The organism is Haloplanus sp. XH21 (assembly GCF_023276355.1).
GTDB classification, from domain to species: Archaea; Halobacteriota; Halobacteria; order Halobacteriales; family Haloferacaceae; genus Haloplanus; species Haloplanus halobius.
The window spans coordinates 529510-551847 of the sequence record NZ_JALLPL010000001.1 but is presented as its reverse complement, the minus strand read 5'-3'; the positions used below and the strand labels follow the sequence as shown (position 1 = coordinate 551847).

Annotated in this window: 23 protein-coding genes and 4 pseudogenes; 19 read left to right on the top strand and 8 right to left on the bottom strand. The window is 68.3% G+C overall.

The features are described from left to right. The first annotated feature begins 67 nt into the window (after nucleotides 1-67). Nucleotides 68-1432, top strand: coding sequence for a PQQ-binding-like beta-propeller repeat protein (locus tag MXB53_RS02935; protein WP_248895715.1), 1365 nt, complete (start codon nucleotides 68-70; stop codon nucleotides 1430-1432). Between the two features lie 73 nt (nucleotides 1433-1505). Then, nucleotides 1506-2207: a ribose-5-phosphate isomerase RpiA gene (rpiA, locus tag MXB53_RS02930; protein WP_248895714.1), complete on the top strand. Its 702-nt coding sequence runs from the start codon at nucleotides 1506-1508 to the stop codon at nucleotides 2205-2207. A gap of 50 nt (nucleotides 2208-2257) precedes the next feature. Here the strand turns inward: rpiA and MXB53_RS02925 are convergent, their stop codons facing one another. After that, nucleotides 2258-2425: a DUF1931 family protein gene (locus MXB53_RS02925; RefSeq protein ID WP_248895713.1), complete on the bottom strand. Its 168-nt coding sequence runs from the start codon at nucleotides 2423-2425 to the stop codon at nucleotides 2258-2260. Nucleotides 2426-2630: 205 nt separating this feature from the next. Here MXB53_RS02925 and larB point away from each other — a divergent pair, with 205 nt between their 5' ends. From larB to MXB53_RS02915, 3 genes and pseudogenes are all read left to right on the top strand, one after another. Beyond that, complete coding sequence (gene larB / locus MXB53_RS02920) at nucleotides 2631-3389, top strand: nickel pincer cofactor biosynthesis protein LarB (protein WP_248895712.1); 759 nt, start codon at nucleotides 2631-2633, stop codon at nucleotides 3387-3389. A gap of 142 nt (nucleotides 3390-3531) precedes the next feature. Then, a pseudogene (locus MXB53_RS15920) lies at nucleotides 3532-3680 on the top strand (DUF7563 family protein). A gap of 136 nt (nucleotides 3681-3816) precedes the next feature. Beyond that, nucleotides 3817-4080: a GIY-YIG nuclease family protein gene (locus tag MXB53_RS02915; protein ID WP_248895711.1), complete on the top strand. Its 264-nt coding sequence runs from the start codon at nucleotides 3817-3819 to the stop codon at nucleotides 4078-4080. 17 nt (nucleotides 4081-4097) lie between these two features. Here MXB53_RS02915 and MXB53_RS02910 read toward each other — a convergent pair whose 3' ends face one another. Continuing rightward, nucleotides 4098-4259: a zinc ribbon domain-containing protein gene (locus MXB53_RS02910; protein ID WP_248895710.1), complete on the bottom strand. Its 162-nt coding sequence runs from the start codon at nucleotides 4257-4259 to the stop codon at nucleotides 4098-4100. Nucleotides 4260-4393: 134 nt separating this feature from the next. On the opposite strand from MXB53_RS02910, the gene MXB53_RS02905 reads away from it, so the two are divergent. Next, nucleotides 4394-5764: a phosphoglucomutase/phosphomannomutase family protein gene (locus MXB53_RS02905; protein WP_248895709.1), complete on the top strand. Its 1371-nt coding sequence runs from the start codon at nucleotides 4394-4396 to the stop codon at nucleotides 5762-5764. Nucleotides 5765-5848: 84 nt separating this feature from the next. Then, a complete protein-coding gene (locus tag MXB53_RS02900; RefSeq protein WP_248895708.1) occupies nucleotides 5849-6544 on the top strand; it encodes a DUF7546 family protein in 696 nt (231 codons plus the stop codon). Here MXB53_RS02900 and samp2 read toward each other — a convergent pair. Next, nucleotides 6541-7140: a ubiquitin-like small modifier protein SAMP2 gene (samp2, locus tag MXB53_RS15765; RefSeq protein WP_345779689.1), complete on the bottom strand. Its 600-nt coding sequence runs from the start codon at nucleotides 7138-7140 to the stop codon at nucleotides 6541-6543. The two genes, MXB53_RS02900 and samp2, sit on opposite strands and share 4 nt — an antisense overlap. An 83-nt stretch (nucleotides 7141-7223) precedes the next feature. Here samp2 and MXB53_RS15760 point away from each other — a divergent pair. The 11 genes and pseudogenes from MXB53_RS15760 to MXB53_RS02845 all read left to right on the top strand — a co-directional run. Further along, nucleotides 7224-7583, top strand: a pseudogene (locus tag MXB53_RS15760) (AAA family ATPase); the annotation flags it as partial. A gap of 3 nt (nucleotides 7584-7586) precedes the next feature. Beyond that, nucleotides 7587-8885, top strand: a pseudogene (locus tag MXB53_RS15755) (replication factor C small subunit); the annotation flags it as partial. 3 nt (nucleotides 8886-8888) lie between these two features. Next, nucleotides 8889-9503 (top strand): annotated as a pseudogene (locus MXB53_RS15750) (replication factor C small subunit); the annotation flags it as partial. A 63-nt stretch (nucleotides 9504-9566) separates the two neighbouring features. Continuing rightward, the gene (gene alaS, locus MXB53_RS02880) at nucleotides 9567-12338 is read left to right on the top strand and encodes an alanine--tRNA ligase (RefSeq protein WP_248895706.1); all 2772 of its coding nucleotides are present in this window, start codon (nucleotides 9567-9569) and stop codon (nucleotides 12336-12338) included. A 75-nt stretch (nucleotides 12339-12413) separates the two neighbouring features. Then, on the top strand, nucleotides 12414-13187 hold the full coding sequence (locus tag MXB53_RS02875; RefSeq protein ID WP_248895705.1) for an alpha/beta fold hydrolase: 774 nt from the start codon (nucleotides 12414-12416) through the stop codon (nucleotides 13185-13187). A gap of 25 nt (nucleotides 13188-13212) precedes the next feature. Then, on the top strand, nucleotides 13213-13914 hold the full coding sequence (locus MXB53_RS02870; protein WP_248895704.1) for a type 1 glutamine amidotransferase: 702 nt from the start codon (nucleotides 13213-13215) through the stop codon (nucleotides 13912-13914). Between the two features lie 22 nt (nucleotides 13915-13936). After that, nucleotides 13937-14731, top strand: coding sequence for an HVO_0234 family beta-propeller protein (locus MXB53_RS02865; RefSeq protein ID WP_248895703.1), 795 nt, complete (start codon nucleotides 13937-13939; stop codon nucleotides 14729-14731). Between the two features lie 54 nt (nucleotides 14732-14785). Continuing rightward, on the top strand, nucleotides 14786-15640 hold the full coding sequence (gene prs, locus MXB53_RS02860; protein ID WP_248895702.1) for a ribose-phosphate diphosphokinase: 855 nt from the start codon (nucleotides 14786-14788) through the stop codon (nucleotides 15638-15640). A 3-nt stretch (nucleotides 15641-15643) separates the two neighbouring features. After that, entirely contained in the window at nucleotides 15644-16321 is a 678-nt protein-coding gene (locus MXB53_RS02855; protein WP_248895701.1) for a uracil-DNA glycosylase, read from the top strand. A 23-nt stretch (nucleotides 16322-16344) separates the two neighbouring features. Continuing rightward, nucleotides 16345-16764: an HIT family protein gene (locus tag MXB53_RS02850; protein WP_248895700.1), complete on the top strand. Its 420-nt coding sequence runs from the start codon at nucleotides 16345-16347 to the stop codon at nucleotides 16762-16764. Between the two features lie 712 nt (nucleotides 16765-17476). Continuing rightward, nucleotides 17477-18211 carry a P-loop NTPase family protein gene (locus tag MXB53_RS02845; RefSeq protein ID WP_248895699.1) on the top strand — a complete coding sequence of 245 codons (735 nt, stop codon included), beginning with the start codon at nucleotides 17477-17479 and terminating at the stop codon, nucleotides 18209-18211. A gap of 7 nt (nucleotides 18212-18218) precedes the next feature. Here MXB53_RS02845 and MXB53_RS02840 read toward each other — a convergent pair whose 3' ends face one another. Further along, on the bottom strand, nucleotides 18219-18734 hold the full coding sequence (locus tag MXB53_RS02840; protein ID WP_248895698.1) for a DUF7858 family protein: 516 nt from the start codon (nucleotides 18732-18734) through the stop codon (nucleotides 18219-18221). Between the two features lie 162 nt (nucleotides 18735-18896). On the opposite strand from MXB53_RS02840, the gene MXB53_RS02835 reads away from it, so the two are divergent. Continuing rightward, a complete protein-coding gene (locus MXB53_RS02835; RefSeq protein ID WP_248895697.1) occupies nucleotides 18897-19760 on the top strand; it encodes a transcription initiation factor IIB in 864 nt (287 codons plus the stop codon). Here MXB53_RS02835 and MXB53_RS02830 read toward each other — a convergent pair. From MXB53_RS02830 to MXB53_RS02815, 4 genes are read right to left on the bottom strand one after another with little or no spacing between them, the layout of a single operon-like run. Continuing rightward, complete coding sequence (locus MXB53_RS02830) at nucleotides 19739-20407, bottom strand: nucleotide-binding protein (RefSeq protein ID WP_248895696.1); 669 nt, start codon at nucleotides 20405-20407, stop codon at nucleotides 19739-19741. The two genes, MXB53_RS02835 and MXB53_RS02830, sit on opposite strands and share 22 nt — an antisense overlap. Continuing rightward, nucleotides 20404-21093, bottom strand: coding sequence for a DUF7857 domain-containing protein (locus tag MXB53_RS02825; protein WP_248895695.1), 690 nt, complete (start codon nucleotides 21091-21093; stop codon nucleotides 20404-20406). The genes MXB53_RS02830 and MXB53_RS02825 overlap by 4 nt, the downstream gene beginning before the upstream one ends. A 17-nt stretch (nucleotides 21094-21110) precedes the next feature. After that, nucleotides 21111-21935: a DUF7856 family protein gene (locus tag MXB53_RS02820; RefSeq protein WP_248895694.1), complete on the bottom strand. Its 825-nt coding sequence runs from the start codon at nucleotides 21933-21935 to the stop codon at nucleotides 21111-21113. After that, nucleotides 21932-22276, bottom strand: a complete 345-nt coding sequence (locus MXB53_RS02815) for a DUF7855 family protein (RefSeq protein ID WP_248895693.1) — start codon at nucleotides 22274-22276, stop codon at nucleotides 21932-21934. Before MXB53_RS02815 ends, MXB53_RS02820 begins: the two co-directional genes overlap by 4 nt. Nucleotides 22277-22338 lie beyond the last annotated feature (62 nt).

The following is a 22338-nucleotide window of genomic DNA, read 5'->3' as shown; positions in this document are numbered from 1 at the left end:
CTCACGCGGTTGGCACGGAAACGAGGCGGAACACCTTTACTCGCCGAACTCTGTGCAGTGGTGACTCATGCCACGACAGACGTTCACACGCCGGCGGTGGCTCGCCGCCATCGTCGGCGGTGTGACCGCGGGGTGTGGCGGGCGCTCCGCGACGGCGGACGCGACGTCGTCGCCACGAGCCGCGACGACAGAGCCACCGGTCACGACCACGGCGTCATCCGACCCCGTCGGCGCGCAGGACGCGAACCCCTCGTTCGAGCAAGGATCGGGCGCCTGCTCGCTGGGCGCCGCATCCATCGCCGACGGGACGTGGCCGATGACCCACCGTGATCCGTCGGGGACCAACGCCGCGCCCGCGGTCAACGGTCCCACGGCGTTTCCGCTCAACGAACGGTGGACGATGTCGGCACTCGATGCCCAGGTCACCTTCCCCGTAGCCGACGACCAGTTCGTCTACCTCGTCGCCGCGGACGCCGACGCCGACCCGAGCGTGCCGCAGTCGGCCGTGCTGTGTCACGACCCTCGACTCACGGGGGAGATCCAGTGGCGCCACCGAATCGATGCGACGCCGATCGGTCCCCCCGTCGTCGCCGGATCGGCGGTGTACGTCCCGTTCGGCACCCAGGACGACGCCCGCATCGTCGCCATCGACCGCGCGGAGGGGTCGCTGGTGACCACGTACGATCTACCCGGGCGGTTCGTCGGCGAACTGGCCAGCGCGGGGCCGAGTCTAATGATCCCCACTCAGCAAGCGTACCGCGTCGTCGACGCCCGGACGGGCGACCACTGCTGGTCGTTCACGCCGAACCGGGTTCGGGAGGCGGATCGCCGGGACCGTAACATCCGCGCGGCCGCCGTCGGCGACGGCGTCGCGTACGTCGGCACGGGCTATCCGGACGGCGACCAGGCGACCGAGAGCGGCCACCTGTACGCTGTCGACCCGTCGGTCGGCGGCGTTCGGTGGCAGGCGTCGCTCGACGGCCCCGTCGGTCGACTCGCCGTCTCGGACGGCGTCGTCGTCGCCACGACCGGGCACGGACTCGTGGGGTTCGGCGCCGAGACCGGCGAGCGCCGCTGGAGCGCGCCCGCTGAGGCCGGCGTCCGCCCGGCCACGCTCGCGGTGGCCGACGGCACCGCCGTCTACGGCACGCGGCGCACGCTTCACGGCCTCGATACGGCGTCGGGGACGGAACGCTGGTCGTTGCCCTTCGGCGTCCACGGCGACGTGATATTCGTCGGCGACGTCCTCTTCGGCGTCGGCCGGAGCGATCCGACGACGAACCGACTCTCGCTGGCCGCCGTCGACGCCGCAAGCGGGACCCAGCGCTGGCGACAGGAGATATACGACCCGATCGTGGACGTGATGGCTGCCAACGGCTATCTCTACGCCATCACGACTGACGGTAGCCTGTTCGCGTTCGGTAGCGTGTGAACGTGGTGCTCGGGTGGCCGTGACCCCGTCACCGACCGGGTCGTTTTTGCCCGCCGCCCACGCAGGCGTGGCCATGAAGACGCCCGGCGGTTCGGACGCGGCGAAGCGTCGCGCGGGGGAACACGCCGCCGCCCTCGTCACCGACGGCGACACGGTTGGCCTCGGGACGGGCAGTACCGCCGCCCACGCCATCCGTGCGCTGGGGCGGGCGGTCGACGACGGCCTCGACGTTCAGGGAGTCGCGACCTCCTACGCGTCGCGGGATCTGGCCCGCGAGGTCGGCATCCCGGTCGTCGCCCTGGACGCCGTCGACCGGATCGACATCGCCATCGACGGCGCCGATCAGGTCAGCGACGACCTGGCGTTGATCAAAGGCGGCGGCGCGGCTCACGCCCGCGAAAAGGTGATCGACACCGCAGCGGAGCGGTTCGTCGTCGTCGTCGACCCCTCCAAGGAGTCGGCGGCGCTGGATCGGTCGGTCCCGGTCGAGGTGTTACCGGACGCCCGGTCGACGGTGATCCGAGCGCTGCGCGCGCTCGACGGCGAGCCGACGGTTCGGGCGGCCGAGCGGAAGGACGGCCCCGTCGTGACCGACAACGGGAACCTCGTCGTCGACTGCGCGTTCGGGCCGATCACCGATCCGGCCGCCCTGGCGACCGACCTGTCGGCGATCCCGGGCGTCGTCGAACACGGGTTGTTCGTCGGTCTCGCCGACGAGGTACACGTCGGTCACGAGGACGGCGTTACAGTTCGCACGGCGGAGCGTCACGACTGACGGGCGTCGCCCCTGGCAAAAAAGTCGCGAAGCGGGTCTGAACCGCCGAATTAGAGGTCGCGCGGCTGGACCGTCTTCCGATCGTTCTGTTCGGCGCGCCGGGCGGCGTCGGCGAGCAGTTCTTCGACTTCCTCGTCGAGGGCTTCGTAGAAGTCCGAAGCAACGTTTTTGTCCTCGAACGCTTCCTTGACGGCGGCTTTGACAATAAGGTCTGCCATACGGACTACACATGCCTGGCCTTATTAATAAGATTTCCCAAATCGGCCGCACATACCCCTACAGGGCCGTTCTCGCGCATTTTGTTCCACGTATATAATATAATCGGCCGTGACGCCGGGATGCCGAGCGGCCTGCCCCGCCTGCGTGACGCCGCCATCGACGCCGAACCGACACCTACGAGTGGCTCACGGCCGGACAGCCGGTATGCGCGACATTCTCGATGCGGTGGCGCGGGGCGACCTCTCGCCGTCGGAGGCGGAGGCCCGGCTCGCCGGCTACGCCACGACGGGGGCAGGGCGGTTCGACGCGGCGCGCGAGCAGCGCCGGGGGATTCCCGAGGCGGTGCTCGCCGAGGGCAAGACGCCCGCGGAGGTGGTGGCGTTGGCCGACGCGGCGCTGGAGACGACGGGCCGCGTGCTGATCACGCGGGCCGACGACGCCACCGTCGCGGCCGTCACCGAGGGTCTTCCCGACGACGTGACCGTCGATCACCGCGAACGCGCCCGGGCGCTCGTGGCGCAGCTGCCCGACTTCGAGCCACCGTCGCTCGACGCGACGGTCGCCATCGTCACCGGCGGCACCTCGGACGCAGCGGCGGCAGGAGAGGCGGCCGTCCTCGCCCGAGCGATCGGCGCGACGGTCGACCGCGTCGACGATGTCGGCGTGGCCCACCTCGGGCGCGTCCTCGATCATCTCGAAACCCTCCGCGCGGCCGACGCGGCCATCGTCGCCGCCGGCCGCGAGGGAGCGCTCCCGACCGTCGTCGCCGGACTCGTCGACACGCCCGTCATCGGCCTCCCCGTCTCGACCGGCTACGGCTTCGGCGGCGACGGCGAGGCGGCGCTCGCCGGCATGCTCCAGTCGTGTACGGTGCTCTCGGTCGTCAACGTCGACAACGGGTTCAGCGCCGGTGCGCAGGCGGGCCTGATCGCTCGAGCTGTCGACGCTTCACGCTCCGAATAGAACGATATCTCCGGCTTTCCGCTCCGTTTCTGGACGTTCGTTTCCATCCCCCCGCCAGCGCAGCAGCCATTTACGCGTGTGAGACCATCGGCCGCGCGATGGTCGACGCGCGATGCCGGCACCGGTGGTAGCCGGCGTCATCATGGCACGTTGCGATCACTGCGGTCGCCCGTCTCGGAGCGCTTCGCGCGGGTGTTCGCCGACGCGAGTGGGCGACTCCTCGTCTGTCCAAGCTGCTCGGCGACCGCCGGTATCGCCGAAGTCCCCAGACGCCGCGCCCCGAACGCGTGACGCCGCAGCGCCGTTCGATCACCACGCGAAGCCGCCGTCCACGCCCGCCGCGTGACCCCACCGATACCGCGGCCAGTCCCCAACGCGATCGGCGCGTGTGGAACGCTTATCCGCCCGGGACTCCCCCACCCCACCAATGCACTACGTCTACATCCTCGAATGTCGCGACGGTACCTACTACACGGGCTATACGACCGACGTCGAGCGACGCGTGGCGGAACACGACGCCGGCGAGGGGGCGAAATACACCCGCGGGCGGACCCCGGTCGAACTCCGCTACACCGAACGCTACGAGACTCGTTCGGCGGCGATGAGCCGGGAACACGAGATCAAATCCCTCTCGCGACGGGCCAAAGAACGACTCGTCGCCGACGCGGAGACGAACGCCGACGACGCGTAGCCCTCCGTGTCGACGAGTCACAGACGGTTGATCTGTCGCACTTCCGTGGCGCCACACGCTGTACACGACGGGTCCTCCGCGTCCACGACCGCCTCGAACGTCTCGCCACACGCGTCACACCGGTAGACAGCGCGCTCGCCGGCGGTGAACATCTGTTTGAGGGTCTTGACGAGTGGCATGGTCTCACCCCACAGCGGCGATACTATAATGATCGATAATACTGTTTCGCTCGTGCCCCGGAACTGGACGTTCGTTCACGTCGTCGGACCGGGGACCACGACGCCTTTTTGACGGCCGCCCGGGAGGGTAGCGTATGGACGACGCCATCTCCTTTGGTACCGACGGGTGGCGCGCCCGCCTGGAGACGTTTACCGACGACCGCGTGCGGATGGTCGGCCAGGCGGTCGCGGACTATCTCGACGACGCGGGGCGCGACGCTCCGGTCGCCGTCGGCTACGACGCCCGGGAAACCTCGGAGGGATTCGCCGAATCGCTGGCCGACGTGCTCGCGGCCAACGGCTTCGACGTGCTCCTTCCACAGCGTGACTGTCCGACGCCCGTGGTCGCGTGGGCCGTCGTCGACCGTGACCTCGCGGGCGCGTTGATGGTCACCGCCTCGCACAACCCGCCCGAGTACAACGGCGTGAAGTTCATCCCCGACGACGGCGCGCCGGCGCTGCCCGCGGTGACGGACGCCATCGAGGCCCGCCTCGCCGAACCGCGTGACGACGGCCCGCGCGGATCGACCGACCGAGTCGATCTCGTCGACGCCCACGCCGCCCAGGCCCGGTCGGTGACCGACGCCGACTGCTCCGGGCTGACCGTCGTCTACGACGCCATCCACGGCAGTGGGCGCGGAGTCACCGACGCACTCCTCGAGGGCGCGGGCGCGACGGTGATCCGCCGGCGGTGTGAACGCGACGCCGACTTCGGGGGCGTCAGCCCCGAACCCAGCGCGGACAACCTCGGTGGCCTCGTCGACGCCGTCGAAACCCACGACGCCGACCTGGGCATCGCGAACGATGGCGACGCCGACCGCATCGCCGTCGTCACACCCGAACGGGGCTTCCTCGACGAGAACCTGTTTTTCGCCGCCGTCTACGACGCACTGCTCGAGGATCGGTCGGGACCGGCCGTCCGCACCGTCTCCACCACCTTCCTCATCGACCGCATCGCCGAGGCCCGCGGCGAGGACGTGTTCGAGACGGCGGTCGGCTTCAAGTGGGTCGCCCAAGCCATGGTCGACCACGACGCCCTGATGGGCGGCGAGGAGTCGGGCGGGTTCACCGTCCGCGGCCACATCCCCCAGAAGGACGGCGTCACGATGGCGCTGTTGGCGGCCGATGTCGCGGCCGCGGAACCGATGGACCACCGGGTCGACCGCCTGCTCGACACCCACGGCGACATCGTCGCGGACAAGGTGAGCGTCGACTGCCCCGACGACCGCAAGGCGGGAGTCATCGCGTCGCTCGGGGACGCCATCCCCGACCGTCTCGCCGGCCACGCCGTCGAGGATGTGGTCACCGTCGACGGGTTCAAACTCCTCCTCGATGACGGGTCGTGGGTGCTGGTCCGCCCCAGCGGCACCGAGCCGAAACTGCGCGTCTACGCCGAGGCCGGGAGTCGTGCCCGCGTCGACGAACTGCTCGACGCGGGGCGGGACCTGGTCGAGGCCCACCTGTGAAGTCGAAGCGGTCATAGTCCTCCAAACGGACTCTCTAGCCATGTCTGAGCGCCGCGTGCGCGTGATCGTCTCGGAGGTGGTCGCGTGAGCAGCGCCTACGGCCCGCTGACGCGGCTCCGACGCCGCCTCGCGACCGAGACGGCCGCCATCCGCTGGTGGTGTCTCGTGCTCGCCGCCGAAATCGCCGTCGTCACGGCGTATCTCGCGACGACCGATGTCGTCGTCACGGAACCGCGCTACGTCGTCTACCCCTTCGTCTGGATCAACGTCGGGGTGTGGGCGATGCTCCGCACCGACACGCCGTCGGTCGACCGCCGACAGCGGACCGTCGCCGTCGCGATTGCGGGCGCGTATCTCGGCCTCCTGTTCTGGGCAGGGGGCGTCCTCCTCGTGGGTCTCGACCCGCTTCCCGGCGGCGCCGTGTCGTCGATTCACTGGAACGTTCCCGGCTGGGGGCCCGCCGTCGTCTACGGGACGCCACACCTCCGCCTCTCGCTCGTCCCGTTCAAGGTCGTCGGCTACGTCGCGATGACGTATCTCGTCTACGCGCGCCTGCTCGACGCGACGCGGGCGGTCCTGTCCGGCGCCCTCGGCCTCGTCTCCTGTGTCGGCTGTACGTTCTCCATCATCCTCCCGCTGCTCGGTGCGACGACGCTGTTCGGATCGACGCTCACCGGCCTCGCGTGGGATCTCTCGACGCTCGTCTTCCTGCTCACGGTGGCCCTGCTCTACTGGGCCGACGAGGTGAGCGTCGCCTGCTCGCGTCGCCTGCGCGGTTAGGGGTCACGTCGTTCGCGCTGTCCGTGGAGGCGGTCCCCGTCGCCCTCCGCCTCGATATCGAACCCCAGCGACTCGTAGAAGGGTCGCACACCGGGGTCGAAGTCGGCGGTGAGCGTCTCCTGTCGGTCGAGCGCCGCCATCACGAGCGCGGTGCCGATACCCTGACTGCGGCGGCGTCGCCGCACCGCAACCGCCGTTACGTGGCCGTCGTCGTGGACGAGTGCGCCGACCACGCTTCCGTCGGCCGTCGCCACCAGTACCTCGCCGTCGTCGATGCGCGCCCGCACCGTCTCGCCGTCGGCCGCCAGCACCGCGCCGTCGACGACGCGCATCACGTCGAGATGGTCGTCGTCGTCGGCGGGACGGACGGTGACGCCGGCCGCGTCGCTGCCGCCCTTGACCAGACGGAGGACGCGCACCTCGTCCGTCTCGGCGCCGATCCGTCGGTCCTCGGGTACTGGCGATCCGTCGACGATGACCGCCGCCTCGTGGGCGCTGAATCCCAGGGCCGTGAGCAGGTCGCCGTAGGTGGCCTCGGCGTCGAGGGAAACTTCCTCGACGCCCTCCCCGACCACCTCGGTGCGTACCGTCGGCATGGACGGATGAAGGGGGTGGATCGCCCTGAACGTTCGGGTCCCGTCTCGGGGAGTTTATGTGCGGACCACCCCCTATATTCGGTATGAGCGAGGACGAGGGGTCGTCCGCGGGACGCGAGATATGGATCGAGAAGTATCGCCCGCAGACCCTCGACGACGTGAAGGGACAGGAGGACATCGTCGACCGCCTGCAGAGCTACATCGAGCGCGACGACCTGCCGCACCTTTTATTTTCAGGGCCTGCAGGCGTGGGAAAAACCACTTGTTCCACGGCTATCGCCCGTGAAATGTACGGCGACGACTGGCGGGGCAACTTCCTCGAACTCAACGCCTCCGACGAGCGCGGCATCGACGTAGTGCGCGACCGGATCAAGAACTTCGCCCGGTCCGCGTTCGGCGGCTACGACTACCGCATTATATTTCTCGACGAGGCAGACTCGTTGTGCGTGCCGCCAGGGACCGAGGTGGTTACGGGATATCCATCGAAACCGGAAGTGAAGCCGATCGAGGAGGTGAAACGGGACGGTGAGCCGATCCCATCTGTCGATTTCGAGACGAACGAGATACAGTCCGACAAGGGAACACTCGTGGATTCCGGTGTTGCGGACTTCTTCGAAATCGAACTGGAGGATGGACGGACGATTCTGGCAAGCCTGACCCACCCGTTCTTCGTCGTCGACGAGAACGGGGTCCTCGTTGAAAAAGAACTCTGGGAACTCTCCCCCGGTGACGAGATCGCGGATTTCAAAGATGATATCGGTGTGTCGCAGTGTGACATCTGCGACGCCTGGACTGCAGGTCAGTTCTGTTCCGTCGACTGCAAGAATGAGGGACACAGCCGCGAGATGCGCGGCGAGAAGAATCCGATGCACGGGACAACGTGGTCGGATGAGCGGCGAAGCAAGATCGTCGAGAAACTCTCGGATGGGCGGTTTGCAGGCGAAGACAATCCGAACTACGGCGGAGAGTTCCACGGAGTCAACGCCTGGGAGATGGACGAGGAGACGGTCGAGCGGGTCCGTGAAACGATCAGCGAGATGCGGTCCGGAACTCCGTGGGAGGAGTGGGTCGTCGACGCCGACCCCGACAGAGTGAAAGAAGACATCGGGACCGCTTCGGCCGAATGGTGGGCCGCTCTGGACGACGATGAGAAGGCAGCTATCATCGAAAAGAGCGTCGAGAACTGTGACTATCCCGTCTGTGATATCAGTGGCGACAACAATCCGATGCGCGACCCCGAAGTCGCACAGAAAGTTTCGGATGCTCTAAAAGGCCACGAGCCGACCGGTGGCAACGTCAGACACAGCGAGGAACTCGGCCACCTCGTTCGGTCAGACTGGGAGTACGAAGTCGGGAAGGCGTTACAGGACGCGGATATCGAATACGAGTACGAACCGTCGTTCGAACTCTCCGACTCGGTGTACCACCCCGACTTCTTGCTCGGCGATACGGTAATCGAAGTCAAAGGAGTCGCCGCACTGTGGGGACAGACGGAGAAGGTAGAAGAGTTCCTGGAAACGTACGGTGACGAATACACCTTCGTCGTCATCGGTGACGGTGACCTCCCCCATCACGAACACTCCGAGCGATCGGAGTTCGAGCCCTCAGTCCTTTCGGACGGTGGCAAACAAGCGGTTCGAACCGTGGGCATCAACCGCATCGGGTACAGCCACCGCGGGAAAGCCTACAACATCAGCATGGAGGGGACGCCGAACTTCATGCTCGCTAACGGGATTCTGACCCACAACACTTCGGACGCCCAGTCAGCGCTCCGACGCACGATGGAGCAGTTCTCCGACAACACCCGCTTCATCCTCTCGTGTAACTACTCGAGTCGCATCATCGACCCGATCCAGTCGCGGTGTGCCGTCTTCCGATTCTCGCCGCTGTCCGACGACGCCATCGCGGCGCAGGTTCGGGAGATCGCCGAAACCGAGGGCATCGAGATGACCGACGACGGCCTCGACGCCCTCGTGTACGCCGCCGGTGGCGACATGCGGCGGGCGATCAACACGCTTCAGGCGGCCGCGACGACGGGCGACACCGTCGACGACGAGGCGGTGTACATGGTCACCAGCACCGCCCGCCCTGAGGAGGTCGAGTCGATGGTCGAGGCCGCCATCGAAGGCGACTTCCAGCGGGCGCGGTCGACGCTCGAGACGCTCTTGGTCGACTCCGGGATGGCCGGCGGCGATGTCATCGACCAGCTCCACCGCTCGGCCTGGGAGTTCGACATCGACGAGCGCCGCACCGTCCGCCTGATGGAACGCCTCGGCGAGGCCGACTACCGCATCACGGAGGGCGCGAACGAGCGGGTCCAACTCGAGGCGATGCTGGCGGCGCTGGCGCTCGCGGACGACTAGCCTCGCGGCGCGAGACACCCGTTCCCGGAACTGTTTTAGGCGGAGACGGGCCAACTGGGTGTAATGAGCGAACTCGAAGACGCCTATCGCCTCGATTACTTCGAGGAAGAGGGGTTCACCCGCCTGGAGTGTGCCTCGTGTGGCGTGCATTTCTGGGCGCGCGACGCGGAGCGTGACACCTGCGGGGAACCACCCTGTGACGACTACTCGTTCATCGGCAACCCCGGGTTCGACGAGTCCTACACGCTCGAGGAGATGCGCGAGGCCTTTCTCTCCTTTTTCGAGGACCACGGCCACGAGCGCATCGACCCCTATCCCGTCGCGGCGAACCGCTGGCGCGACGACGTGTTGCTGACCCAGGCCTCCATCTACGACTTCCAGCCCCTGGTCACGTCGGGCGAGACGCCGCCGCCGGCGAACCCGCTCACCATCTCCCAGCCCTGCATTCGGATGCAGGACATCGACAACGTGGGCAAGACGGGCCGGCACACGATGGCCTTCGAGATGATGGCCCACCACGCCTTCAACGCCCGCGAGGACGCCGAGGGCGACTACGCCTACGAGGGCGAGGTCTACTGGAAAGACGAGACGGTCGAATACTGCGACGACTTCTTCGAACACATGGGTGCCGACCCCGAAGAGATCACGTACATCGAGGATCCGTGGGTCGGCGGCGGCAACGCCGGCCCCGCCTTCGAGGTCATCTACCGCGGCCTCGAACTCGCCACGCTCGTCTTCATGTCGATGGAGCAGGACCCCGAGGGCGAGTACGAGATGAAAGACGGCAACCGCTACAGCCCGATGGACACCTACATCGTCGACACGGGCTACGGGCTGGAGCGGTGGACGTGGATGAGTCAGGGCACCTCGACGGTGTACGAGGCCGTCTACCCCGAGATGATCGACTTCCTCACGGAGTACGCGGGAATCGATCATACGGAGGAGGAACAACAGCTCATCCGCGAGGCCGCCCGCCTCTCGGGTTATCTCGACATCGACGAAGTCGAGGACCTCGCCTCCGCCCGCGCGGCGGTGGCCGACGAACTCGGCGTCTCCGCCGACGAACTCGCCGACCTGCTCGAACCCCTGGAAGACATCTACGCCATCGCCGACCACTGCCGGACGCTCGCGTACATGCTCGGCGACGGTATCGTCCCCTCGAACGTCGGCACGGGCTATCTCGCCCGGATGGTGCTTCGGCGCACGAAGCGCCTGGTCGATTCGCTGGGTATCGACGCCCCGCTCGACGAACTCGTGGACATGCAGGCCGAACGCCTGGGGTACGCCAACCGCGACACCATTCGCGACATGGTGCGGACCGAGGAGCGCAAGTACAAGGAGACGCTCGAACGCGGTACTCGCAAGGTCGAGAGCATCGCCGAGGAGTACGCCGAGGCCGGCGACCCCATCCCGCGGGAGACGCTGATCGAACTCTACGACTCCCACGGGCTCCAGCCGGACATGGTCGCGGACATCGCTGCGGAGTTCGGCGCCGAGGTGGACGTCCCCGACGACTTCTACGGGCTGGTCGCGGAGCGCCACGAGACGGGCGGCGGCCCGGAGGCGGCGACCAGTCGCGACGAGCGCCTCGACGACATCCCCGACACCGACCGCCTGTTCTACGACGACCAGGAGCGCACGGAGTTCGAAGCGGTCGTCCTCGACGTCTTCGAGCGCGACGACGGTTACGACGTGGTGCTCGACCAGACCATGTTCTACCCCGAGGGCGGGGGCCAGCCGGCCGACCGTGGCGTCCTCTCGACGGACGAGACGACCGTCGAGGTCACCGACGTCCAGCGCCGTGACGGCGTGATCCTCCACCGCACGGACGAGAACCCCGGAAAGGGCGAGTTCGTCCGTGGCCGGATCGACGCCGACCGGCGCTTCAGCCTGATGCGTCACCACACGGCCACCCACGTCGTCGGCTACGCCGCCCGCGAAGTGCTCGGCGAACACGTCCGGCAGGCGGGCGCCCAGAAGGGCACGGAGCAGGCGCGCCTCGACGTGCGGCATTTCCAGCGCATCACCCGCGAGGAGGTCAAAGCGATCGAACGCGTCGCCAACGAGGTCGTGATGGACAACCAGCAGGTCACTCAGGCGTGGGCTGACCGGCACGAAGCCGAGTCCGAGCACGGCTTCGACCTCTATCAGGGCGGCGTCCCGCCGGGCCAGACCATCCGCCTCATTCAGGTCGACGAGGACGTCCAGGCGTGTGGCGGCACCCACGTTTCCCGGACGGGTGACATCGGCGCGATCAAGATCATCACGACCGAACCCGTTCAGGACGGCGTCGAACGCATCGTCTTCGCGGCCGGCGACGCCGCCATCGAGGCGACCCAGCGCACGGAGGACGCCCTCTACGACGCCGCCGACGTCCTCGATGTCTCCCCCGAGGACGTGCCGGAGACGGCCGAGCGCTTCTTCGAGGAGTGGAAGGAACGAGGTAAACAGATCGACCGCCTCAAGGAGGAACTCGCCGAAGTGCGGGCGTCGGCCGCCGAAGGCGAGGAAGTCGACATCGGCGGCATCACCGCGGTCATCCGGCGAATGGACGCCGACGCCGACGAACTGCGCGCGACGGCGAACGCCATCGTCGACGACGGCGCCGTCGCAGTCCTCGGAAGCGGCGCTGGCGACAGCGCCCAGTTCGTCGTCGGCGTCCCGGACGACATCGGCGTCAACGCCGGCGAAATCGTGGGGCAACTCGCCAGCCGCGTCGGCGGTGGCGGCGGCGGACCGCCCGACTTCGCCCAGGGTGGCGGTCCCGATGTCGACGCCCTCGACGAAGCGCTCGACGAGGCGCCCGACATCATCCGGGCGATGCAGAACGCCTGACTGACCGCCGGCTTCGCTCTCGGTCGGCGCGCCGATACGAACGATTGTAAGGCACTCGCGACCCAACCCGCGCCCATGCCCACCGCATCGAACGGCCCGGTGTCCCTGTATTACGAGACGGATGGCGACGGCGAGACGGTGGTGTTCCTCGGCGACGTGGGGTACGGCGCCTGGCAGTGGGGGTGGCAACACGGGGCGCTGGCCGGGCCGTTCGAGACGCTCGTGACGGACCTGCGGGGGACCGGCCGATCCGACGCGCCGCCGGGTCCGTACGCCGTCGACGACATGGTCGCCGATGTCCAGGCCGTCCTCAAGGACCACGGCGCCCGAGCTGTCCACGTCGTCGGCGCCGGGCTGGGCGGGATGGTCGCGCTCGAACTCGCGCGCGTCTCGTCGCGGCCGCGCTCGCTCGGCCTTCTCGGGACGGCCGCCGCCGGCGCCGGCCTGTCGCTCGATCCGCTGTTCGGCGACCCGGCCGACGCCGACACGCTACGGTCGTCGCTCGCGGCCGCGTTCTCGCGGGAATTTCTGGACGCCCACCCCGATGTCGCCGAGCGCATCGTCGAGTGGCGTACCGCGGAGGACGCCGCGCCCGACGCCTGGGCGGCCCAGACCGCCGCCGTCGAGGCGTTCGACATCTCGGATCGGCTGTACGAGGTCGACTGTCCCGCGCTGGTCGCCCACGGCCGCGACGACGCCGTCTGGCCGGTCGAGCGCGGCCGCCGCCTCGCGGAGGGGCTTCCCCGCGGCGAGTTCGCGGGGTTCGACGCGGGCCACCTCGTCGGCATCGAGCAGGCCCGCGCGGTCAACGACGAACTGTTCGGCCTCTTCGAGGGCGTAAGAGACTAACTTCTCGACCGCTTCAGACCAGACGATGAGTCGACCGCGGCTTGCGCTCCTGGACGCGTCACACGGGACCGCCCACACGCGACGCAACTTCCGGCGCGAACTGGACGCCGACCTCGTAGAGTTCGACGTAACGGATGGCACCCGCCCGCCGACGTTCGAGTACGACGGCGTCGTCGTCACCGGGTCGCGCTCCTCGGTGTACTGGGACGAGCCCTGGATCGACGCCCTGACCGACTGGGTCGCCGACGCCACCGACCGCGGCGTGCCGGTCCTCGGCGTCTGCTACGGCCACCAGGTGCTCGCCGAGGCCCTCGGCGGCCGGGTCGAGGCGATGGACGACATCGAACTCGGCTACCGCGAGGTTCGCCATACGGGCGATCAGCTCTTTGCGGGCATCGACTCTCCGTTCCTCGCCTTCGAGACGCATTCGGATCGAGTGGTCGACCTGCCCGCCGGCGCGACGCGCATCGCGGAGAACGACCGCGGCATCCAGGCGTTCCGCCACGGCGACTGCTGGGGCGTGCAGTTCCACCCCGAGTACGACCAGGCGAGCGCCGAGCGCATCACGCGGGGGAAAGACCTCCCCGCCGAGCGCATCGAGCGCGTGCTCGACGGGATCACCGACGACAACTACGCGGCCGCCTGCCGGACCAAGCGTCTCTTCGACAACTTCACGGCGCACGTTCGACGCCGAGAGCCAAGCCTCTCTGCCCACCAACCGTTTTGAACGCCGCTCCCGGAGTGGCGGTATGGCCCACGATCTGACGATCGACGAGAAACGGGTGTACGCCGACCGGATGGGGGCGGTCGAAGTGCTGGTCGCCGCCGAACAGGGGGTCGTCGTCGCGTCGCTCTCGGACGACCGCGTCGGCGAGTTCTCCCTCGATCACCGGACGACCGCTCGCGACGTCGTCGCCGACGGCACGCGCCGCGCCGTCGCCACCGACGAGGACGTCCTCGTCGGCGACTACAGCGCGACAGGCTTCGGCGCCGCCGTCGCCGTCGGTTTCGACGGCCCTGGCGGTGACTTGCTGGCGGCCGGTCCGGATGGCCGCGTGGCCCGTCTCGACGACGGGTGGACGACGGTCGGACACGTCGACGACCCGCGCGCCATCGACGCCGGCATGGTCGCCGCCGCCGACGGCGTCTGGACCGTCGACGACGGCCTGCGCAACGTCGGCCTCGCGGACGTGCGCGACGTGCACGGCCGCGGCCTCCCCCTCGCGGCGACTGGGGACGGCCTCTACCGGTTGGGTAACGGCTGGATGGACGAACTCGACGGCGCCGCCGACGTGGTGAGCGCCGACGACGCCGACGATCGCGCCCACGCCGTGAGTGATGGAACCCTGTTCGCTCGCGACGCCGTCGCGTCGTGGACGCCGGTCGACCTCCCCGCGGATGCGCCGCCGGTCGACGTGGGCTACACCGACGCGGCGACGGTGGCGGTAACGGAAGGGGGAACGCTCCTGACCGACGCGGGTGACGGCTGGCGCACGCGGGAACTGGGCGTCACGGGCGTCACGGGCCTCGCCGTCCAGTCGTAGGCGGGGCGCGGACGGACGGAAACCGTTTTCGGGGCGGGCGTCGACCCACGCAGTATGATCGTCCCCGGTTCGAACTCGCAGGCGCTCGCGGCGGCGCTGGCCGCCGAGACGGGGGAGTCGCTCGCGGCCGTCAGCTACGAGCAGTTCCCCGACGGTGAACGGATGGCGTCGGTGCCCGGCGTCGACGAGCGCGTCGACCGAGCCGTCGTCGTCGCGTCGACGACCACCGACGGCGCCCACGTCGAACTCCTGCAGTTACAGGACGCCGCGCGCGAGGCGGGCGCGAACGAGGTGGTGACCGTCCTGCCCTACATGGGCTACGGGCGACAGGAACGCGCGTTCGAGGCAGGCCAACCCGTCTCCGCCCGCGCCGTCGCTCGCGCCATCTCGACCGGCACCGACCGGGTGATCCTCGTCACACCTCACGAGGCGTCGGTGACGGACTTCTTCGACGTGCCCTGTGCCATCGTCGAGGCGGCGCCGCGCCTGGCTCGACCACTTCCCGCGGATCTGACCGACCCGCTCTTTCTCTCGCCCGACGAAGGCGCCATCGACCTCGCCGAGTCCGTGCGCGACACCTACGGCCGGGGCGACGTGGACTACTTCGAGAAGGTGCGTCACTCGGGCACTGAGGTCGAGATCATGCCGAGCGACGCCGCCGTCGACGGCCGCGACGTGGTCGTCGCCGACGACATCGTCGCCACCGGGTCCACGATGAGCGAATCCATCGGTGTCCTGAACGACCGCGACGCAGCGGGCGTCTACGTGACCTGCGTCCATCCGCTGTTCGCGCGCAACGCCCGGACGAAACTCGAACGCGCCGGCGTAACGGACATCTACGCCACCGACACCATCGAGCGCGACGTGACGGCCGTCTCCGTCGCGCCGGTCATCGCCGACGCGCTGTAAGGTATGTCCGACGCTGCTCCCGATCCCACACCGCCCACCGCCGACGACACCCTCGTTCTCGACGTCGACTGCCAGCAGTGTCCCGCCCTCGTGGAGTCGCGGGACTGCATCGCGTGGGGGAATGGTCCCCGTGACGCGGCCGTGCTGGTCGTGGGCGAGGCGCCCGCTGCTGGCGACCCCGACGACTCCACCTGGCCCGGTGGCAACCGCTCGGGACTGGCCTACACCTCTCGTCACTCCGGACGCCGCATTCGGTCGCTGCTGGCGAGCGTCGGCCTCGTCGACCGCGCGTTCTACACGAACGCGGTGAAATGCTTCCCGTCCGACGGCGAGGGGTCGAACCGGGAGCCGACGGCCACCGAGCGGGCGAACTGCCGGTCGCATCTTCGGCGGGAGATCGATCTCGTCGCGCCCACGGTCGTGCTTCCGACAGGCAAACACGCCACGGCGAGTCTGTTCTCGCTCACGGACCGGGAGCTGGACGGCTTTCTGGATCACGTCCTCGACCCGGTCGACCTGCCCGCCATCGATCCGGTGGTGATCCCGCTCTTGCATCCCTCCTACGCCGACGTGTGGCGGTCGCGTCTCGGCTACGACCGGGAGCGTTATCGTGAGGCGCTGGCGACGGCGCTGCGGGACTGCGGTCTCGATGCAACCTCGCCGTCGCCGGGACGCTTTTGAGACGGGACAGCGAATGGACCGGTATGAGCGACTGCATCTTCTGTTCCATCGTCGACGGCGACATCCCCAGTTACACCGTGTACGAAGACGACACCGTGCTGGCGTTTCTGGACGCCAACCCGCTGGCCCGCGGGCATACGCTCGTCATCCCGAAGGCCCACCACGAACGCGTCAACGACCTGCCCGCCGACCTCGCGGGCGACGTGTTCGCGGCCGTCCACGACCTGACCGAGCAGGTCGAGGCGGCGGTCGACGCCCCGGCGACGACGCTCGCGGTCAACAACGGCCCCGGTGCGGGACAGGAGGTCCCCCACGTCCACGCCCACATCGTCCCGCGGTTCGAGGGCGACGGCGGCCGCCCCATCCACGCCATCGTCGAGGATCGCCCGGACGTTTCCGACGACGAACTCGAAGACGTGGCGGCGGCGATCCGGGCCGACTGAGGCGGGTCCGTGTGACGTATCCCGGCGGTCGCTGCCTCCGTGGTCGGCGACCGCCGGAACTGACTGCCGACAGTTCGCCTGTGGCGCCGCGCGCCGCGCAGTGAGCCGCCCTTCTACGCGTAGCGGAGCGTGTGAACGACGGTACTGCCCCGCGAGAGCGACCGGTTCGTTCGGGTGTCCGTCGAGTCGCCTCCGCTGTTTCGGACGGACCACTACGTTGTACTAACCATTCATTCACAATACTACATAATTTCAACTGAAACACAGCACAAGTGATATAATTATATTAGGAAATGGCAGCAAAGAGGTTTTATACTCGAAATACGTTTGATTCAATGAATGAGGTGATCGATCATAGGGACACACCACACTGACTCGTGACCACCACCGTGGTCTGGTCCGAGACGTCGACTCATAGGGATTATCGTGCCTGTCGAGAGAGTCTCGGCGAGGCCCTCCGAGATGTCCGATGATCCCTATCAGCCACATGAGACGGTCAGTCTCCAGGGTGCTGCGTGAGGGACATGCTACCAAAATGCGTCGCCAACCGACCCACCTGCCCTACGCGGACTGTCCACCCTGTTTTCGCGACGTGCCACTCCTGTAATGCGTGATACTCCGAATTCGATGTCGGTATTTCCGCCGAGCAACGACTTCTGCGGACTCTCCTGACCCTCGGAGTTTAAATCCGAGGCGGCGGTCACACTACCGTATGACCGACGATATCGGCGACGTGGCGGCGCTGGTCGGTGCGACGGGAGGCGCTGGAACCACCCGATTGACCGTCGAACTCGGCGCGTTGCTCGCCAGCGACGGGCGTGCGGTCGCGATTCTCGATGCCGCGTTCGCCACCCAGGGACTCTCCGACTACCTCTCCGGGCGGATCGACCCCGATCTGACCGCGCTGTTGACCGACGAGCGAGAGGCGCCGCTTCAGGAGGGACTGCTCGAGTTCCCGCTCGACACCGACGCCGGGCGGATGGCGTGTCTGCCCGCCTTCGCGCCCTTCGAACGACTCGCCCGGGCGAAGTCTCCCGCCGCGGCGCAGGTATTCGAATCCCGGATCGATGCCGCGGCCGCGGCGTTCGACCACGTCCTCGTCGATACGCCACCGGTCGCGGCCAACCAGTCGGTCGCGGCGGTGAACGCTGCCGATCGTATCGCTCTCGTTGCCCCCGCAACGACCCACGGACGCGACGCCGTCCAGCGGATGGACGGTCGTCTCGCCGATATCGGCGTGGAGGCTGACGCCGTCGTCTCGACGCGCGGCGAACTGTCGGTTGCCGACGCGACGCTGCCCGAAACGGACATCGACGCACCGGCGTGTCTCTCGGAGCAACCGACGGCATCCGCGACTGCCGATGTCGCGGCGGCCGTGTTCGACATCGCGCTGTCGCCTGAGGAAACCGGTCTGTTCGGTTCGATCGGAGAATTCGTCTCGCGGTGAGCCGGCGTTACTGGAGGTCGTCGACCGAACTCATGGTCTCGGACAGTGCGTCGCGTTTGTGAACCGTCGCCGTCGCGTCGGGTTCGAGCACTCCCTCGACGGCATCCGCCAGCTCTGGCACGGCGTCGTGGGTCTCGATATACGCTGCCAGCGCGAACTCCGCGTCGGCAGCGCCCGTCAGTTCGATCGCTTCCGACCGCGGCAGCGTCCCGTCGAGCCAGTCCCGAAGCACGCGCTGGGCGGTTGGCGAGAGCGGTGAGAGCCCGCTGATGCCGCACCGATGGAGGAGTTTCGCTGCCGTCATCGGGGCGACGCCCGCTTCCCGGGCGCAGTCGCCGACGCTCGTTCCAGCGGTGTACGCCTCCAGAACCGTCGCGGCCGCCGCCGGCGTACACGGCAGCGCGTCCGCCCAGTTCTGGAGTTGGGAGCGGAGGTTGCCGCCGGTGGCGTCGACCGTCGGGACGCCACGGTCGCGCTGCTGTTCGTGTACCTCGACGCCAGCGGCGATATCCGAGAGCCCCATCGAGACTCAGTGGCCCCCTCATCACTATAAAAACCACCGCCGAGCCGGCGGGATGCCACCATAACGTACCGTTTACCGGTACGCTCTGTTCGCCGTTCGCCGCTATCCCTCCCTGCTCGCGCCCTTGTTTAAATACCCTATCGGGGACAATGTTCGACTGTGATGGCTCAGACACGCGAGGCGGAGTGTCCGGAGTGTAGCGGCCGACTGAACACGGAAGGCACCGAGACGGTCTGTGGACAGTGTGGGCTCGTCGTCGACGAGTACCGCATCGACCACGGACCCGAGTGGCGGTCCTTCGCCGACGACGAGACGTCTCCGGAGCGGACAGGGGCGCCGCTCACGCAGTCCCGACACGACCGCGGTCTCTCGACCGATATCGGCCGGTCGACGCGGGTGAAAGGGCGAAAGCGTCGCCGTCTCTCCCGGATGCGAACCCAGCATAACCGGGCACAGATATCGTCGAAGCGCGAGCGAAACCAGGTGTACGCGTTCACCGAGATTCGACGGCTGGTCGGGGAGCTGTCCCTTCCAAGACACATTCGCGAATCATCCTGCTCGCTGTTTCGCTCCGCGCAGGACGCGGATTTGCTCCGTGGGCGTTCACTAGAGGGTTTTGCCTCCGCGACCGTATACGCCACCTGTCGCGTGTGTTCGGTCTCTCGGACCGTCGAGGAAATCGTTGCCGCCGCGAAGGCGACGGCCGACGAACACCGGGCCGCGTACCGCGCGCTGAACCGCGAACTCGATGTTGCGACCGGCCCGATCCACCCGGCCGAGTACATCCCGCGGTACGCCACCGAACTCGATCTGAGCGAGGCCATTCGGCGGGACGCTGAGACCTACGCTCGCCGTCTCCGTGACTCCGGTGACACCGCCGGGCGCAACCCGAGCGGGGTCGCCGCGGCCTGCCTTTACGCGGCGGCACGGGACGCCGGCGCCCCGCTCACACAGCGCATGGCGGCTGACGTGGCCGACGTGACGCCCGTCACGATTCGAAATACCTACACGCTCTTGCAGGACTGAATCGCGGCCGCAAGCGACCGAACTCCATCGGCCGCGACGGAGTCCGGGGCTGCCGTGACCACCGGTGCCTCTTCGCCGACCGACCGGTCGACTCTGGGATCGGCCGGCACCGTCGATACGGGGGCACCGAGTATACGTCGGAGCACGTCCACTGGCGGCTCGTCCGTCGAAGTCGTCCGGTTGAGTGCGACCCCGACCAGCCCGGCGTCGAGTTCGCGGGCCAGTTCCCGTGTCCGCACCGCGTCGGCGACGGCGAACTGCCGCGGTGACGCCACGACGACGCAGACATCCGCGACCGCCAGGGGGACCCCCACGTCCGCGCGCAGGCCGGCGGGGCAGTCGACGATCACGTCGCCCGCCTCGGCGGCGACCGTCCGGAGCGTGTCTCCCAGGTCGCGGATGTCGACGGCGCGCGCTCCGGCGAGCGAGCGGCCACACGGAAGTACCGACACCGCTCCGCCCCGGATCGCTTCGGTCACCGCGGCCTGTCCCGCGAGAACGTCGTGGAGGTCCGGTCCCCGTCCTCGGGGCAGATCGGCCATGCTCAGATCGGCGTCGACGACCACCGCGTCCAGTGCCGCTCCGAGATTGTAGGCGATCGTCGTCTTCCCGACACCACCTTTCCCGCCAGCGACGGCAACGATCACGCCAGCCTCCGGAGCGCTTCGACCGGGATATCGACCGCTGTCGCCCGCTCTGCGAGCGCCGCGGTTCGATCCGCAAGTACGCGGAGTGCGGCCGCGTCCGCCGAGACGCGCGCGTCGAGTTCGACGATGTCGGGTGGGCCGTCGTCGAGCACGCTCGTCGCCGTCTCGACGGAGGCCTCGGTCAGCCGCTCTCCACGTTCGATCCGTCGTTCGACCGATTGCAACCACGTCTCGACTGATTCCGGCGGATGCACGTCGTGTTCCGTCGTTTCTCCGTCCCTCTCGGTATCGCTCTTGAGACAGGACGTTCGGATCGGAACCGCGTCGGCTGGCGGCCGCGGATCGGCGAGTTCACGAACGGCGATCGTGGCCGTCCGATCGGTCGATCCCTCTCTGTTCCCGGTCGCTCGTCCCTCGTCGATTACGTCCACTGGCGGCCGTCGTTCGGGTGCGGGACAGGCGTAGCCGATCGCCCGTCGCTCGCCCGCCGGCACGACTCCAGTGAACCCCCCGTCGTCCCACCCTGCCTCCGCAACGCCACCTCGCTGTGGCGGGAGAACGGGCCCATCGAGGCGGTTCCGTACGCACACCGATCGATCGACGGGCGAGGGGTTGTGCAGGTCGACCATCACGAGGGCGACGCCGTCACACCCTTCGAGCGAGCGTATCGACCATTCGGAGTCCATACCCCGAACTGGCCGCGTTACCGTGTATAAATCACGGGCGCGTCTAGCACCGACACGGCTTCGCTGGCCCCGGAAAATCGATCGAGGCCGTCAACGACGACCGGAGCATCGAGCGGGGCGATTCGGGTCACGCCCAGCGCCGCAGTCGCCGCGTCACCGTCGTAGTCGCCGGGCGATTCTCCGGCAGTCGCCGTTCCCGGGACGGTGCGGAGCGCCGATCGGAACCGGTCCCACACCGCACTCGTCAGGTCGCACCGGACCGTCCGCTCCAAGTTCGCTACCCGGTCTTCGAGTTCCAGGCGCCGGTCGCGACGGTCTCGGGCCTCCCTTGCGGCCGTCGCTGCGCGATCGAGCGCCTGTTCGGCCGCGATCCGTTCGGTTTCGGCCTCCGAGAGCTTCCGAACCGCCTCGTTCAGTTGTGCCTCGACGGCCGTCGTCGATGCCCCCATCTCCTGGCGTGCCTGCACGCGACCCCGCAGTTCCGCGACACGCTCGCGCAAGCGGTCCTCCTCCGTTCCTGCCTCGGCGACCCGCTGTCGCGCCGCTCGCCCGTCGACTGATGGCGGCGACAGCGACGCCAGTTCCGAGCGGGCGTCGGCGAGCGACGCACTGGCCGACGATTCGTGACCCAGCGCTCGGGCCACGTCCGCGAGCGCTGCCCGGCGGTCGAACGTCGCTGGCGGCAACAGCGCGACGTGACCGTGGGCGGCACCGGGTGTCGGACAGTCGACATCGAGCGACGCGCCGCCGCCATCGATCGCCCGCACGACCGCCGTCGCGGAGACGTCGAACTCGGTGAGGTCGATGGCCTGTCCCTCGCGCACCGCTCCGTCTATCCTCACTCGCATAAGTCGGCGTCTCGCAGAGTGTCCGGATTCGGATGCTCGGTGTTCGACGCGAACTTGGCGTACGGCGTGCTCGCTGTCTCGCGGTTCTCGTAGCTCTTGGCTGCCTCTCGGACACGGTCGGGAACCGTCGCGAACTCGTTGAGCGGGGAGGTCCGCTCGAGCTGAACGTCGTCGCCGTGTTTCTCACGGAGGCGCAAGGCGAGAAACGCGCCGAGTTCCGTCTCTTCGAACAGCGCCGCGCGGCCCAGTCGCCGAACCACGGTCGCCTCGTGGCTCCGACAGACGTTTCGGAGCGTCGTGCGGGCGGCCTGTGAGTACGTGACGACGAGTAGCACCGCGTGGGCGTGCCCCGACCGACCACCTAATGGTATCGGTACCGGCAGTCTCACCCGCTGGA

What these genes read in the sequence shown, in the direction of transcription:
- MXB53_RS02855 (WP_248895701.1), top strand. Translation starts at nt 15,644, where the DNA reads ATGTCCGACGCTGCTCCCGATCCCACACCGCCCACCGCCGACGACACC.
- larB (WP_248895712.1), top strand. Translation starts at nt 2,631, where the DNA reads ATGCGCGACATTCTCGATGCGGTGGCGCGGGGCGACCTCTCGCCGTCG.
- MXB53_RS02825 (WP_248895695.1), bottom strand. Translation starts at nt 21,093, where the DNA reads ATGGACTCCGAATGGTCGATACGCTCGCTCGAAGGGTGTGACGGCGTC.
- MXB53_RS02845 (WP_248895699.1), top strand. Translation starts at nt 17,477, where the DNA reads ATGACCGACGATATCGGCGACGTGGCGGCGCTGGTCGGTGCGACGGGA.
- MXB53_RS02910 (WP_248895710.1), bottom strand. Translation starts at nt 4,259, where the DNA reads ATGCCACTCGTCAAGACCCTCAAACAGATGTTCACCGCCGGCGAGCGC.
- samp2 (WP_345779689.1), bottom strand. Translation starts at nt 7,140, where the DNA reads ATGCCGACGGTACGCACCGAGGTGGTCGGGGAGGGCGTCGAGGAAGTT.
- MXB53_RS02865 (WP_248895703.1), top strand. Translation starts at nt 13,937, where the DNA reads ATGGCCCACGATCTGACGATCGACGAGAAACGGGTGTACGCCGACCGG.
- MXB53_RS02875 (WP_248895705.1), top strand. Translation starts at nt 12,414, where the DNA reads ATGCCCACCGCATCGAACGGCCCGGTGTCCCTGTATTACGAGACGGAT.
- MXB53_RS02840 (WP_248895698.1), bottom strand. Translation starts at nt 18,734, where the DNA reads ATGGGGCTCTCGGATATCGCCGCTGGCGTCGAGGTACACGAACAGCAG.
- MXB53_RS02850 (WP_248895700.1), top strand. Translation starts at nt 16,345, where the DNA reads ATGAGCGACTGCATCTTCTGTTCCATCGTCGACGGCGACATCCCCAGT.
- MXB53_RS02870 (WP_248895704.1), top strand. Translation starts at nt 13,213, where the DNA reads ATGAGTCGACCGCGGCTTGCGCTCCTGGACGCGTCACACGGGACCGCC.
- MXB53_RS02905 (WP_248895709.1), top strand. Translation starts at nt 4,394, where the DNA reads ATGGACGACGCCATCTCCTTTGGTACCGACGGGTGGCGCGCCCGCCTG.
- MXB53_RS02925 (WP_248895713.1), bottom strand. Translation starts at nt 2,425, where the DNA reads ATGGCAGACCTTATTGTCAAAGCCGCCGTCAAGGAAGCGTTCGAGGAC.
- MXB53_RS02915 (WP_248895711.1), top strand. Translation starts at nt 3,817, where the DNA reads ATGCACTACGTCTACATCCTCGAATGTCGCGACGGTACCTACTACACG.
- MXB53_RS02835 (WP_248895697.1), top strand. Translation starts at nt 18,897, where the DNA reads ATGGCTCAGACACGCGAGGCGGAGTGTCCGGAGTGTAGCGGCCGACTG.
- prs (WP_248895702.1), top strand. Translation starts at nt 14,786, where the DNA reads ATGATCGTCCCCGGTTCGAACTCGCAGGCGCTCGCGGCGGCGCTGGCC.
- rpiA (WP_248895714.1), top strand. Translation starts at nt 1,506, where the DNA reads ATGAAGACGCCCGGCGGTTCGGACGCGGCGAAGCGTCGCGCGGGGGAA.
- MXB53_RS02935 (WP_248895715.1), top strand. Translation starts at nt 68, where the DNA reads ATGCCACGACAGACGTTCACACGCCGGCGGTGGCTCGCCGCCATCGTC.
- alaS (WP_248895706.1), top strand. Translation starts at nt 9,567, where the DNA reads ATGAGCGAACTCGAAGACGCCTATCGCCTCGATTACTTCGAGGAAGAG.